This window comes from Cellvibrio sp. KY-GH-1, from assembly GCF_008806975.1.
Classification (GTDB): domain Bacteria; phylum Pseudomonadota; class Gammaproteobacteria; order Pseudomonadales; family Cellvibrionaceae; genus Cellvibrio.
The window spans coordinates 2428109-2442438 of sequence record NZ_CP031728.1 but is presented as its reverse complement, the minus strand read 5'-3'; the positions used below and the strand labels follow the sequence as shown (position 1 = coordinate 2442438).

General features: G+C 49.1%; 10 protein-coding genes. 6 read left to right on the top strand and 4 right to left on the bottom strand.

Annotation, left to right across the window (positions count from 1 at the left end):
- Positions 1 to 153: 153 nt before the first annotated feature.
- Positions 154 to 4731, top strand: a complete 4578-nt coding sequence (locus D0C16_RS10640; RefSeq protein ID WP_151032365.1) for a two-component regulator propeller domain-containing protein — start codon at positions 154 to 156, stop codon at positions 4729 to 4731.
- Here D0C16_RS10640 and D0C16_RS10635 read toward each other — a convergent pair whose 3' ends face one another.
- On the bottom strand, positions 4732 to 5046 hold the full coding sequence (locus D0C16_RS10635; protein WP_151032364.1) for a DUF1244 domain-containing protein: 315 nt from the start codon (positions 5044 to 5046) through the stop codon (positions 4732 to 4734). It lies immediately after the preceding gene.
- A 244-nt stretch (positions 5047 to 5290) separates the two neighbouring features.
- Here D0C16_RS10635 and motA point away from each other — a divergent pair, with 244 nt between their 5' ends.
- A complete protein-coding gene (gene motA, locus D0C16_RS10630; protein ID WP_151032363.1) occupies positions 5291 to 6148 on the top strand; it encodes a flagellar motor stator protein MotA in 858 nt (285 codons plus the stop codon).
- A gap of 11 nt (positions 6149 to 6159) precedes the next feature.
- Positions 6160 to 7152 carry a flagellar motor protein MotB gene (gene motB / locus D0C16_RS10625; protein ID WP_151032362.1) on the top strand — a complete coding sequence of 331 codons (993 nt, stop codon included), beginning with the start codon at positions 6160 to 6162 and terminating at the stop codon, positions 7150 to 7152.
- A 100-nt stretch (positions 7153 to 7252) separates the two neighbouring features.
- Here motB and ybaL read toward each other — a convergent pair whose 3' ends face one another.
- Positions 7253 to 8977, bottom strand: a complete 1725-nt coding sequence (ybaL, locus tag D0C16_RS10620; protein WP_151032361.1) for a YbaL family putative K(+) efflux transporter — start codon at positions 8975 to 8977, stop codon at positions 7253 to 7255.
- Positions 8978 to 9183: 206 nt separating this feature from the next.
- On the opposite strand from ybaL, the gene D0C16_RS10615 reads away from it, so the two are divergent.
- The 3 genes from D0C16_RS10615 (at position 9184) to D0C16_RS10605 (ending at position 11411) form a co-directional block, all read left to right on the top strand.
- Entirely contained in the window at positions 9184 to 9696 is a 513-nt protein-coding gene (locus D0C16_RS10615; RefSeq protein ID WP_151032360.1) for a DUF1993 family protein, read from the top strand.
- Positions 9697 to 9808: 112 nt separating this feature from the next.
- Positions 9809 to 10954 carry an NINE protein gene (locus D0C16_RS10610; RefSeq protein ID WP_151032359.1) on the top strand — a complete coding sequence of 382 codons (1146 nt, stop codon included), beginning with the start codon at positions 9809 to 9811 and terminating at the stop codon, positions 10952 to 10954.
- Entirely contained in the window at positions 10941 to 11411 is a 471-nt protein-coding gene (locus D0C16_RS10605; RefSeq protein ID WP_151032358.1) for a hypothetical protein, read from the top strand. Before D0C16_RS10610 ends, D0C16_RS10605 begins: the two co-directional genes overlap by 14 nt.
- A gap of 30 nt (positions 11412 to 11441) precedes the next feature.
- Here D0C16_RS10605 and D0C16_RS10600 read toward each other — a convergent pair whose 3' ends face one another.
- Both D0C16_RS10600 and D0C16_RS10595 read right to left on the bottom strand, forming a co-directional pair.
- On the bottom strand, positions 11442 to 13628 hold the full coding sequence (locus D0C16_RS10600) for a VWA domain-containing protein (protein WP_225318982.1): 2187 nt from the start codon (positions 13626 to 13628) through the stop codon (positions 11442 to 11444).
- Complete coding sequence (locus tag D0C16_RS10595; protein WP_151032357.1) at positions 13625 to 14170, bottom strand: RNA polymerase sigma factor; 546 nt, start codon at positions 14168 to 14170, stop codon at positions 13625 to 13627. The genes D0C16_RS10600 and D0C16_RS10595 overlap by 4 nt, the downstream gene beginning before the upstream one ends.
- Positions 14171 to 14330: the final 160 nt, after the last annotated feature.

Below are 14330 nucleotides of genomic sequence, written 5' to 3'. Positions count from 1 at the left end.
AGTGGCGCCGAGTGTTGCGCACTTCCCTTGCTCAATGGATTGTGTTGATTAAAATTGCGCCCCTCATCGGCTGGGCTAAGCTAGTTGGAGCGCGAGACTAACTCTGCGCCCCGTTAATCTGGTTGATCGACCAGAGCAATACAGGAATATCGTGTGAGTTCGCAGAGCTTTTGGATGTTTATTGTGCTCTCCCTATATGGGGGAATCTTCCGCCGGGTCCAGTTGGCTAACTTGGTGGTTTTGCTGATGGTGCCAGCTTGGGTAAGCGCGAAGCCGGCAAACGCAGACGTTAGCACTCCGCATTATTCATTTAGTCACGTACTCCCCGATCAGGTAGCCGCTATCGGCTATATCAATTCAATTGCTCAGGATGCCGACGGTTTTATGTGGTTTGGCGGGGCGAATGGGCTTGCTCGCTATGACGGTTATCAGGTGCGAATCTATCGCAAGGAGGACGATAACTCTCGCAGCCTCAGCCACAGTTACGTCAACGATATTTTCCTGGATGCTGACGGCAACCTCTGGATTGCCACGCGCAAAGGCATTAACCGCTATGACGCAGATGCGGATAGTTTTACGCGTTTTGAGGTGCATCACGACGCACAAACAGCAGTAAACGCCGATAACATTATGGAGATAGAGCAAACCGGCGATGGCTTGTTGTGGTTGGGAACACAAGGCGGCTTTTTTCGGTTTGATGTCCAGCAGCAGCAATTCAAAGGCTATTCCTTTGGTGGTGATGCCCAAGACGATTGGGTGTACGCCCTGGTGAAAGACAATCAAGGCATGCTCTGGCTCGGGCACCAAAAGCGCGGGGTGATCCGCTTTGATCCTGCATCAGAAACCATGCGAGCTTACGGCAAAGACGAAGGTCTGATGTTTCTGGACGTTCGTGAGCTCCACGTAGATTCTGCAAATAACCTTTGGGCAGGCAGTTATGGTGGTGGCCTGTTTATGCTGGACACAGCACGTGAGCGCTTTGTAGCAGTCAAACACGACACCCTTGAGAAAAGTGCGGTGGTCTGGTCGGTACTGGAAGATCGCCAACATAACTTGTGGATCGGTGATGGCAGTGCAGTCTACGTTCGCGCACCGGGTACAACTCATTTTGCGCGCTTTAGTTACGACGAATCCGAGCAGGGGTCTCCCGGCAACTACGTAGTCAACGAGCTGTTTGAAGATGCAGCCGGAGACATTTGGCTCGGCTTTTTTCCGTCTGGCGTTGACGTGGTCGATCGTCACGCGTCTGTCTTTAATAATTACCGATATCGCGCTGGTAACCCAAATTCAATCACCGAGGGCGGGGTGCTTTCTGCGGTTAAGGATGCGGCGGGCAAGCTTTGGATTGGCGCAGGTTATGGGTTGAACCATTTCGACCCCATCACCGAACAGTTTACTCGCTATCAATACGATCCCAACAACCAGCAGGGATTGAATGGCAACACTGTGTTATCGCTGGCACAGGATGAATCCACTCACTCGCTTTGGCTTGGAATTCTTGCCGGAGGGTTAAACCGACTGGATTTGGTTACCGGTAAATTTACCCATTACTTGCCTGATAAAAACAACCCGGATGCCATTCGCGGGCGCGAGCCTTGGTCAGTGGCGCGCGACAATCAGGGTTATCTCTGGATTGCAACCGAAGAGGGTTTGAATCGCTTCGATCCGCGCACGGGAAAGTTTCGCTATTACTTGCCGCCGTCGGAAATGTTGGATGGTGCACAGGTACTCTATTCTCGCGTTGTGTATGTTGATCGTCAAAATCGTGTATGGGTAGGCACTATCACAGGCCTATATTTGTTTGATCCGGTCAGCGAGCAATTTGTTAAACGCTATCGTCATCAAGATGGCGACCTCTCCAGCTTGGGTACTGATTTTGTATTCGTCCTCTATGAAGATAGTCGCGGAAATTTTTGGGTAGGCGGTGACGGAGGTGGTTTGGGGTTGTTGGATCGCGATACTGGAAAATTTACCACGCTCACCAGCAAAGATGGGTTAGTCGATGACGTAATCGCTGGGATTATCGAAGATGATCAGGGATACATCTGGCTCGGAACGCAAAAAGGGTTGTCGCGCTTTGATTACACTAACAAACAGTTTCGCAACTTCGATAAGCGCCACGGGCTCGGCGATAACCTGTTTAACCGCAACGCGCCGGTGAAATTAAATTCAGGCAAATTATTTTTTGGCAACAGCAAAGGTTTTGTGACCTTTGACCCCGCGGCTATCAGTACAAATCAAATTCGTCCTTCAGTCGTGCTCACTGACCTGTTTGTGTTGAATAAACCCGTGGAAGTGGGGCCCGACAACTCACTCTTGAACAAGTCCCTTAATCGCACGGGGGAAATTCACTTAACGCATCAAGATTCAGTTATTACGTTCCAATTTGCGGCGCTCAATTTTCAAATGAGCGAAGAAAACCAATATGCTTACCGACTAATTGGATTTGATGCAGATTGGATTCAGGCCGGTAACAAGCGCACGGCAACCTACACTAACCTGGATGCAGGCACCTATATTTTTGAAGTTACGGCCGCGAATAACGACGGTATTTGGAGTGATAAACGCGCGCGTCTGACGATCCATGTGTCGCCACCTCCCTGGCGCAGCGGTTGGGCTTATATTCTTTACGCGTTGTTCGCGTTGCTGCTATTGCTCTGGTTTTTACGTATTCAGCGCATGCGGTTGCGTTACGAGCGACAACAAGTAGAGCAAGAGCGCTCGTTGGTTCGCCGTTTGCAACAAGTGGATAAACTAAAAGACGAATTCCTTGCAAATACTTCACACGAGTTGCGCACGCCATTGAATGGCATTATTGGTTTAGCCGAATCCTTGCTCGATGGTGCAAGCGGGCAGCTTCCTTCACAAGCCCAGTACAGCTTGCGGTTGATTGCGGCAAGTGGCCAACGACTTTCGGCGTTGGTAAACGACATCCTCGATTTTTCAAAATTAAAAAACCAGAGCATTGCCTTACACAAAAAGCCAATTGACTTGCGTGTTTTGGTTGATGTGGTAATTACGCTATCCAGGCCGCTGGTCGGTGTTAAAAAAATTCAACTTAACAATTATATTCCCAGTGATTTGCCAGCGATTTACGCCGATGAAGATCGCTTGCTACAAATTTTGCATAATCTAATTGGCAACGCGGTTAAGTTTACTCACGAGGGTAGTGTTAACGTTTTTGCCGAAGTAAAAGATGACCAGATTCGCGTACAAATTGCAGATACGGGCATTGGGATTCCCAGCGAACATTTGTCTGACATCTTTCAGGCTTTTCATCAGGTTGATAGTCGCATTGAACGCGCATACGGCGGTACAGGTTTGGGCCTGTCGATCACCAAACAATTAGTGGAGCTGCATGGCGGGACTATTAGCGTAGAGTCGACCCCGGAGCAGGGGTCGGTTTTTAGTGTAATGCTTCCTATGTCATTAGAGTTGCCGGGCGAATCGCTAGAACTCAGTACACCCGAGGCCTCGGCAGAGCTGGTAGAACAAATCGTCTTGGACCAGCCCGATTCTCAGGTGCGAACCGATGATGCAACTTATCAAGGCCACATTCTCGTGGTCGATGATGACTCGATAAATCGCAGGGTACTTGTCAGTCATTTGGCCTTACGTAATTTCCGTGTCACGGAGGCCTCCAGTGGCGAAGAAGCGATCGCATTAGTTGAGCAGCTCGGCGATGTAGATTTGGTGTTGCTGGATATCATGATGCCGAAGATGTCCGGCTATGAAACCTGTAAGCGGTTACGGGAATCCTATCGTGCTTATGAATTGCCAATTATTTTTCTCACGGCGCGCAATCAGACCCATGATTTGGTAATGGGTTTTGAAGTGGGCGCGAATGACTACCTCAGTAAGCCAATTTCAAAAGAAGAGTTGCTCGCGCGCGTAGATACGCATCTTCAACTTTATAGTGCTACTCAGTATCTTGATAAAAAAGTGGCTGAGCGCACGGAAGAGTTGCGCAAGAAAAATGAAGGGTTGCGGCAAGCACAACAGGAATTACAAATCGCTTATCGCAAGTTGGAGGAGGCGAGTTTGTCCGATCCGTTAACGGGATTGCACAACCGCCGGTTCCTTAACAAATCGATTGGTGTTGATTTGGCATTGGTCGATCGCGAATATAAAAATTGGCATGATTCAAATCATGGGCGCAGTGAAGATTCCATTTTCTGGCCACCACCGCGTGATCATGATCTGATTTTTCTGTTGTTGGACGTGGATCATTTTAAAACAGTAAATGATACCTATGGCCATGCGGCTGGGGACAAGGTGCTCGATCAACTCAGCCGTCTATTGGAAGAGGCATTGCGCGATTCAGATTATTTGGTGCGCTGGGGTGGGGAAGAATTTTTAATTGTGGCGCGCTTTTGCTCGCGAGCAGAGGCGCCGGAAATGGCTGAGCGCATTCGTCAGGCGGTAACCAATTATTCGTTTGATATTGGCGACGGCATTCATTTGCATAAAACCGTATCCTTGGGATTCGCAATTTATCCGTTCTATCAACAAGAGCCGGACGCGTTGAGCTGGGAGCAGGTAGTCAATATCGCTGACCGCGCCCTTTATGTTGCTAAAAAGGCCGGGCGCGATTGTTGGGTTGGATTCAATAGTCGTTTGAGTGATGCGCCAGCCGAAAATCCGTTGCAAGAAGGCAAATTACCGGCGTTAATCGCCAGCGGTGCTCTGGATTTACAGGCATCGCGCGATATTACTCCCGAACAACTTTAGCTAGTCTTTCTTGTCCATTATTTGCTGGAAGCTATTGAGCTGTGCGCTGGTAGCTTCCAGTTGGTATTTATCTTTCCATTCCGGGTAGGGCATACCATAGACGCGGGCACGTACAGATTCGTAATCTAATTGGATGTCTCCCTCTTCGGCGGCGGCGACATACCATTTGCTGAGACAATTGCGACAAAAGCCGGCAAGGTTCATCAGGTCAATATTCTGTACATCTTTGCGGCTATCCAGGTGCGCGAGTAAACGACGGAAGGTGGCTGCTTCCAATGCTTGTTGTTGCTCCGGGGAAAGGTCTTCAGGTTTCATAGAGTGGCTCCGTAACTCACTTTTCAAATAGCTGATCAAGTTTGCAAAAGGCGGACAGTGTCCGCGATCAGCTGGCCTCGGTCAAATTTGGTAAATTCTGCGCGCTTAACGTCTTTGCTTCCTTGAACCTCAAATCATCCTGCCTATACTCAATTCGTGCTGGTTGACTGGCGCTTATTCCATTGTTTGATAATTAGACATTTTTGCCGCTTTTTGAAGCGGTTATGCTGCGCTGGGGGTTTGCGTGAATATTATTTTGGGGATCATCGTCCTCTTCGCTTGTATGCTCGGCGGATTCATACTGCACGGCGGTAATTTGCTGGCAATCTGGCAGCCGACGGAAATTCTGATTATTTGCGGCGCATCACTGGGGGGGATGATTGTTGCAAACCCGCTCTCCGTAAGTATCGGTGTGGTGAAATCGGCCGGCGCACTCATGACACCTTCCAAGTTTAAAAAGTCCTTTTACCTGGAAATGCTGACCCTGCTCTATGACATTCTCAACAAGACACGCCGGGAAGGTTTAATGGCCATCGAGGGTGATATCGAGGAACCCGACTCCAGCCCGATATTTGCGAATTATCCTGACATTCTGAAAGACCATCATATCGTTGAGTTTATCTGCGACTATCTGCGCATTATGGTGGCGGGCAATATGGCGCCCCATGAACTGGAGTCGTTGATGGAACAGGAATTGGACGGACATCACCAGGAGGCATCGTTGGTGCCGGGGGCGATTCAAAACGCAGCCGACGGTTTACCCGGATTCGGTATCGTTGCGGCGGTACTGGGGGTGGTAATCACCATGGGTAAGATCGGTGGCCCACCTGCAGAATTGGGGCACTCGGTGGCGGCAGCATTGGTGGGGACCTTGATGGGTATTTTGTTTGCCTACGGCATCATCGGCCCCTTCGCTAGTTATTTGAATCACAAGCTGCGCGATGAATCGCGTGCGTATGAGTGTATTAAAGCGGTGTTGGTTGCGTCCATGAACGGTGTTCCTCCGCAAGTCGCTGTTGAGTTCGGTCGTAAAGTGTTGTTCCACAGCGTTCGTCCTACTTTCAAAGAGTTGGAAGAACAATATCGCGCAAGCAAGAAATAAGGGCTTGAGTGATGGAAAAGGGCGCAACGCAACAACCCATAATCATCAAGAAAAAAAAGGGCCACGGCCATGGACACCATGGTGGTTCCTGGAAAGTGGCACTCGCCGATTTTATGACGGCGATGATGGCCTTCTTTTTGTTAATGTGGCTCTTGGGCAGTACCTCCACTGAAGAGCAAAAAGCCATTGCCGGATATTTTCAGGACCCGGGTAGCGAATATGTGGTCGGTGAAGGTGGTGCAGACCTGGGGCTGATCAGTCAGGATCAGCCCCTCAAGCAATCCCAATCCGATCAACCCGACAACGATCAAGCTAGTGATAAAGAGGCTAATAAAGATCAAGACAAGGATATGTCGGAAGATCAAATCAAAAAGGAAATGGAAAAAATTGAAACCCAGCAATTGGAAGAGTTGAAAAAACAATTGGAAACCGAAATTAATTCACTGGATTCGGTGTTCCAACAAATCAAAGACCAAATTCTTATCGACTTCACTGCACTGGGTTTGCGTATTCAAATCGTGGATAAAGATCAGCGCCCCATGTTCGACGTGGGTAGCGCAAATCTACAACCTTGGTCATCTGATGTACTGCATGCGCTTGCCCCTATTCTGAATAAGGTGCAAAACAAAATTAGCATCACCGGCCACACAGATTCAACGCCCTACGGTGCAGGTGCAACCTACACTAACTGGGAGTTGTCGGCAGACCGCGCCAACGCCGCGCGGCGCGCGTTGTTGGAAGGAACCTACCCCGAGGCCAAAGTTGCTACTGTACAGGGTATGGGTTCTGCTGCGCCGCTATTGGTTGATAAACCTAATGAACCGATTAATCGCCGCATTGCGATTATCGTGCTGAAAAAAGCGGTAGCTGATGCACTGGGTAGCGGGGTTGGAATTGATAGTAATAGCTTGATGAAAAGTGCTGATCCATTCAGTAATCCTTCGCCCAAAATTTTATCGCCCACAGAAGTGGATGACGCAATTGATGCACAAAGTGCACAGTAATAAATTGCTTATGGCTTTTGCTCACACTAAAAAGGGCTGAAATGATCAGCCCTTTTTAGTGTTCCCTGTTAACTTTTTTGTAACGCAATGGCCACTCCCGTTAATGCGCGTGTGATTCGTTGAATGATTTCCCCATCCTGTACAACACATGCGTGGCCATGCCACGGGCGAGTTGTTGTTCGCTCAGGAAAATTTTGCCGATATTTTCTTTTACCCACAGCTTGGCTTCTTCTTCATTGTGCGTGCGAATAACGGTTTCAATGCTCGAATTCAGTTGACGCGCTGTATCAATCATTTGACGTACATGAAACGTATTGGAGGTAGCGGCAACCAGCATGCCTGCGTGTGCAATATGGGCTTGTATCAACACCTTGGGATCGGCGGCATCCCCACAAACGGCAGGAATATTTATTGCGCGCAGCTGCTCAACAATCTCGCGATTGCTATCGACAACCACGTAAGGAATTTGTTGTTCATCCAATATCGCTGCAATCCGACGACCAACGCGGCCGTAGCCGACCAATACGATATGCCCGGAAAGAAAGGCTTCGCTGGTGTTCATGGGTAATACCGCCAGTGGGTCGGCGTTCATCTCTAGTTGACGTGCGAAAGCAGAATGCTTTTTGGCCCAGCGCTGCAAGGGTTCCAGGCTGGCAAACATCACCGAATTCAGTGCGATGGATGCAAGAGCACCGGCGAGGATTAGATTCTGCCCGGTAGCATCCATCAGCCCAAGGCTCATGCTTAAGCCTGCGAGAATAAAGGAGAATTCACCAATTTGCGCCAGGCTGGCGCCAACAGTTAATGCGGTGTTAAGCGGATAACGGAACATCAACACTAGCGCGACCGCTACTATAGTTTTACCAAACATAATAATGGCAACTACTGCGAGCACTTTGAATGGTTCATTAACAACGATATGGAAATCAAACAACATGCCGACCGAGACAAAAAACAATACGGCAAACGCATCGCGCAGCGGCAGTGAATCGTCGGCAGCGCGATGGCTAAATTCAGATTCGCGCAGCATCATGCCCGCAAAAAAAGCTCCCAAAGCAAAAGAAACATCGAATAAGGCTGCTGAACCATAGGCTACTCCCACGGCCGTGGCGATGACGCAGAGGCTGAAGAGTTCACGTGAACCTGTACCCGCCACCCACCACAATAATTTTGGGAGTACGCGTTTACCCACGATCAACATAAAGGCAATAAACGCAATTACTTTGCCGATGGTGATTAGCACCGTGAGGCTGATGCTATCGCTCACTGGCTCATGGCCCTCAGCGGCGCTGTGGCCGCCAAGCAACACTGCAAATGCTGGCAGGAGTACCAGTACCGTCACCATTACCAGGTCTTCTACCACTAGCCAGCCCACGGCGATCTTGCCGTTAATACTGTCGATCACCCCACGTGCCTCAAGTGCTTTGAGCAGCACTACAGTACTGGCTACTGAAAGTGCCAGTCCAAATACCAGGGATTCACCAAAACTCCAGTCCCACCAAAGGCCGGCACCGGCACCCAGTGCAGTTGCTACGGTGATTTGCACTATGGCACCGGGGATGGCGATGCGCTTGACTGCGAGCAGGTCGTTGATTGAGAAATGCAGGCCGACACCAAACATCAGCAGCATTACCCCGATTTCCGCCAGTTGGGCGGTCAGCTCCATATCCGCCACAAAACCGGGTGTGTAAGGGCCAACAATTATGCCCGCGATCAAATAGCCAACCAGTGGCGGCATGCGCAGGCGTGTGACAAGGAAGCCGAGGATCATGGCCAATCCCAGACCCGCGACGATAGTGGTAATCAAGCTGATGTTGTGTGGCATTGGGCGATTTGTCCTCTGTCATTGAGGCTGGACTATAAAGTCAGAAAATAATCCGGCGCAACCCACTGATTTTTATAAGGAGCCATTGAATACCTTTAGGGCTAGCCCCAAATCGCTTGAACCTTGAATAATTCCCGTCATTTGCGGGATTTTGGGGTACTAACCCGCGCTATGTAAATTTGCGTTAAATTTTGGAGGATAGGACCATGTTCTACGATCTCACGGTTGTGCAATTCAGCAAAATGCTCAACAACCTCAGCCACTTTCTGGATAAAGGCGCTGCTTACGCCGAAGCAAAAAAGTTTGATGTGAGCGTACTGCTCAACTCACGTTTGGCGCCGGACCAGTTTAATTTGATTCGCCAGGTGCAAATCGCCTGCGATACCGCCAAGTTAGGTGTGGCACGTTTGACGGGGAAAACCGACTCTGTGCCGGTGCATCCGGATACTGAAACTACCTTGCCGGAATTAAAAGCGCGTATCCAGTCGGTATTGGATTATCTAGCCAGCATTACCCCGGCAGATTTTGCTGATGCTGCGGAGCGTCATATCAGCCAGCCGCGCTGGGAAGGTAAGTATCTTACTGGCTATGAGTTTGCGATTCAGCACGCTATTCCTAATATTTATTTTCACACCACGACTGCCTACGCGATTTTGCGTCACAACGGCGTAGATCTGGGTAAAAAAGATTACCTTGGAAACCTTCCTTACAAAAGCTAGCATGTCGCGCTAGCAAATAAGTAGCCCGCTCTTGCCCTGACAGCAGTGGGCTGCATTCCTCTCATTAAATTTCTTGGAAATACAAGAACACATAGCACCAAGGATCAGCTTCATGTCAGATATTAAATGGGACATCTACCTAATCGGTGAACCCCAACCCGGGATTGATCGGCCCACACTGGTGCGCAATCTCGCTGCGCTGTTTAAAAAAGAAGTTCCCACTATTGAAAAGATGTTGCGTAAATCGCGCAGCCTGATCAAAGCCAATGTCGATCAGTTAACTGCAAAAAAATACCAAGCCGCGATCGCCAAAGCCGGCGGTCAATGTGAATTACTGGAGCAGGGCGAACAATTATTTCCGGATGACGCACTTAGTACCGCGGCCACTCCAACAGCATTAAGTGTTGCACCTGTAGAAACTGCACCGGAATTTACTGTGGCACCAGCGCCGTCGGTGGAAACTGCTTTGCATTCGTCGCCGTACGATACCCCTCAAGCGAATGTGAATGCATCCACCCATTTTTGTTTTAAATGCGCCGCGCCCCTTCATGCTGGCGTTGCCACTTGCCCCCAGTGTTATGCGCAACAGCCGCGTTTCAGTAGTAAGAGCAAAGTTGCCGCAGGCTTTCTGGCATTTTTTCTAGGTGGTTTGGGCGTACATCGTTTTTATTTGGGCCAGTGGTGGGGTGTTTTTTATTTGCTATTTGCCATTACGGGCATTCCCGGCTTAATTGCGTTTATTGAGGCACTGGTATTTTGGTTTACCCCGCGTGAGCGCTGGGAGCGTAAATATGGGCAAGTCACCAGTGGTGGCGCAGGTATGGCAGTAGCGCTGGTTGTTGGAGTTATTTTCTTTGTTATGTTTATCGGAGTTCTTGCCGCTGTTGCATTACCTGCGTATCAGGATTACACAGCAAGAGCCAAAATGAGCGCGGCAATGCCGTTAATAGATAAAACGCGCGCGCAGGTAGAAAAAGTCATTTTGGAAAAAGATTTTCTTCCCAGTGAAAATATTCTCGCAGGGCTTCCCGAGAATGTCAGCAGCCAACACGTAAAATCTATTCGGTTGAGTGAGGGGGCGCAAATGATCGTCACATTCAATACGTCAGTTGGCGGCGAAAAGTCGCCGACTATTATCTGGACACCGAAAAAAGTTGACGCGCAGATTGAATGGGATTGTTTAGGTGGTTCTATGCCTGACCGTGTGCGCAACCCGGAGTGTCGCGGCGGTAGCGGCGCACCCAATGCCAACCAATAATCCCTATGACGCACCAGAATCCAACCTGGAGCCTGTGATCCAGGCTCCGCGTAAAATGTTGGGTTGGAAAATATACTTTTGGGTGCTTTTGACGCTCCAGTGTCTATTTATTTACGGCAATCTTTTTGATGTGGAGTCAATTGGTTGGCAGGAAACGGTAGATTGCGTTATTTATATCTTTGTACTTTCTGGAATTTTCGGTCTGGCCTATCAAAAGAAAATATTTTTGATTCTGTTTTGGCGGTTTTTTATTCCGGTTGTATTTCTGTGGGATTTGTTTTATACGGCTATGCAATTCCTTGAGCCGGATATGGACGAAGCATCACAGATTTCTTTTGCCGTGATTTTGGTATTTTTTTTACCATTTATCTTTTTCCAATACCTGGCGCTTTATAAGTACGCATTTCAATCCGCATACTTGTGGCAGGAAAACACCCAACGCGCTACTTCCGTGTGAAGCAGCGCGCTTTTTTAGGCTTATATGGATTTACGGCTGGGCAATTTTTGCTTTGCGTACCAGTTGGATAAATTCAGTGCGATATCCATACTCATCCTTCCCTTTGTTGGCTTGCGCCAACTCAATCACCTTGTCGTAACTATAATCGCCAAGGTAATTGCTGCCGCGTAACAATTGGGCAAAGCCGGCAACCGCAACGGAAAAGTTTATTTCTTGTTGATATCCGGGCTTTGCTTCCGGCAATTGATTGGTGATCGGTGTTTCTATCAATTTTGATTGGTTTTCGTTCGGCAATTTGTAGCGCAAGCGCAGGAATGCTAATTCATTCGTTTTGCTGTCTACCACTTTTGGGGTTTGATAACGGCTTGGTTCCAGCAATTTATTATTGGCACTTACGGGCGTGATTTCATAAATTGCAGTCACTTTATGGCCTGCACCAATTTCTCCGGCATCGACTTTGTCGTTGTTAAAATCCTCGCGATTTAATGTGCGCGTCTCGTAGCCAATCAGGCGATATTCAGCAACGGTGGCCGGGTTAAATTCCACCTGGATTTTTACATCCTTCGCGATAGGAAATAAGGTTGAGGTGGCTTCATTCACCAGCACTTTTTGTGCTTCGCTGAGCGTATCGATATAAGCAGCGGTGCCGTTTCCATTTTGCGCCAGAGTTTGCATCATGGCGTCCTGGTAGTTGCCTTGACCAAAGCCCAGTACCGATAAATAAATTCCCTTGTCACGTTTGCGCTCAATTAAATCTTGCAGTGCGTCATCGCTGGTTTGACCGACATTAAAATCACCGTCGGTGGCGAGGATAATACGATTTACACCTTTCGCATTAAAGTTGGCTTCCGCCAATTGGTAAGCGAGGGCAATACCTTCCGCACCGGCAGTGCTGCCACCCGCTTGCAAATTATTTAATGCGGCGAGAATTTTGGTTTTCTCTTTGACTTTTGTTGGTTCCAATACCGTACCCGCAGCTCCTGCGTAAACCGCAATTGCAATGGTGTCGTCGGGTTTCAGTGTATCCAACAATAAACTCATGGATTGTTTTACTAACGGCAACTTACTCGGTTCGTCCATAGAGCCGGATACATCCAGTAAAAACACCAGGTTGGATTGCGGAATCTCACTGGCTGGTAATTGATAACCTTGAATGCCGATGTGAATGAGTTGATTGCCTTTTTTCCAAGGCGAATCCATTACACTGACATGGGTGGCGAAAGGTGTTTTTTTATCGCGCGGGGCAGGGTAGGCATAATCAAAATAATTGATCATCTCTTCGGTGCGCACCGCATCTTTCGCCGGCAATTGGCCTGCGTTCAACATGCGCCGCGCAAAACTGTAAGATGCTGTGTCCACATCAATGGAAAAGGTAGATACCGGATTGGCGCTTACTGCAGTCACTGAATTTTCTTTGAAATCTTCAAAACGATCACGAAATTCTTGTGCCGGCTGCGCACTCATATCTGCGCTGGCTTCGCGTTTCAATGCGGGCGCGGCTGCAAGTCCAGCGTGAATTGATTTGGATAACTCTGCTTCCTGACCTGAAAATTTATCGTTCATGGGGGCGGGCATGGCCACCGCAGGTTGCGGGGCGTTGACCACAACTTCTTCTACGGACTCTTGCATAACCACCATGTCCGCCGCTGGCTCCGCGTGAATTTTTTCTTTGGCGAGTTTTGGTTCGCTAGCTAGGTTCAGTGGCTCACGTGTTCGCGCTGCGTCCATCGATATGGCGTCGGCTAGCTGTTGCTCGCTGGAGTGGATCATAAAATGCTGGGTTAAGGTTAAGCCCGCCACCACGGCGAGGCTGGAGGCCGCAATTGCAGAAATCAGCGCGGGTTTTTGCCAAACCGGACGGTGATCAAAACTGGAATTGTTGGAGGTGTTGTTTATGGCGTTGTTCATGGAGTCGGTCCCGTGATGGTTGATGTCACGGGTAGGACGCAGGCGCTGGAAAAATCCTTGGAGAATATTGGATTTTTTTTGCAAATTATTTTGCGCAGCGTTTGTTGCCAGGTTTTCATTAGCCTGATTTTCCTGGGGGCCTGAAGTAGTTTGTACCTGCTGTGCATTAAACGCGGCCATAGCTGCAGCAATATGACGTGCTTTGGTGTTGGCATCTGCCGCAGGTATAGGTTGCTGCAACTGTTGTTGCAGATCTTCTGGCAATTGATGTTCGTTCATATCTTGTTCGTTCATATCCTGCTTTTTCATAGGGCAAGCTCCCCGCTTCCATCACCGTGTTGGAATTGCTGAAGCTGTTTGCGAATTTCGTGAAGGCGCCAGGACACAGTGGATTCCTTTATTTGCAAAACTGCCGCAGCCTCAGCATGACTAAGGCCTTCGGCGTGAACCAAAAGGGCCGTTTCTTTGAAACCCTCGGCAAGCGAATCCAGCCAGTGCAACACCTGACGCAAGTAAATGCCGGCTTCTGCACTCTGATCTGAGTGCGTCTCTTCGGTCAGCGATTCCAGGTCATCATGCTGATGTCGGTGCTGACTGCGCTGCCAGTCCCTGGCGCAGTTAATTACCAATCGATACAGCCAACTACTAAATGCGGCCTCAAAGCGAAATTGGTGGATACTCTGGGCCAACTTAAGGCAGGCCAGTTGGGTTACGTCTTCGGCGTCTGCGCGGTTACCACACCAGCGATAGGCGAAGCGGAATAGCTGGTCATAGCAATTCCCCAGCAATTGTTCAAAGGCCGGACCATCGCCGCTCTGTGCGGCCCGGATTAGTTGTTCGTCAGTCGGCATAGGCCGTCCCGGTGTAGTTGCTCAAGTACTTGGACCCTCTCGCTGCCGTCCAACGGAAATTGTCTTTGGTTGGACGCTCCCAACGGCGTAATCCTTGGTGACGGTAGGTTTGTGTCGGCTTTATTTACACTGTTGTGTTTATTTTGTGATGCAGTTATCA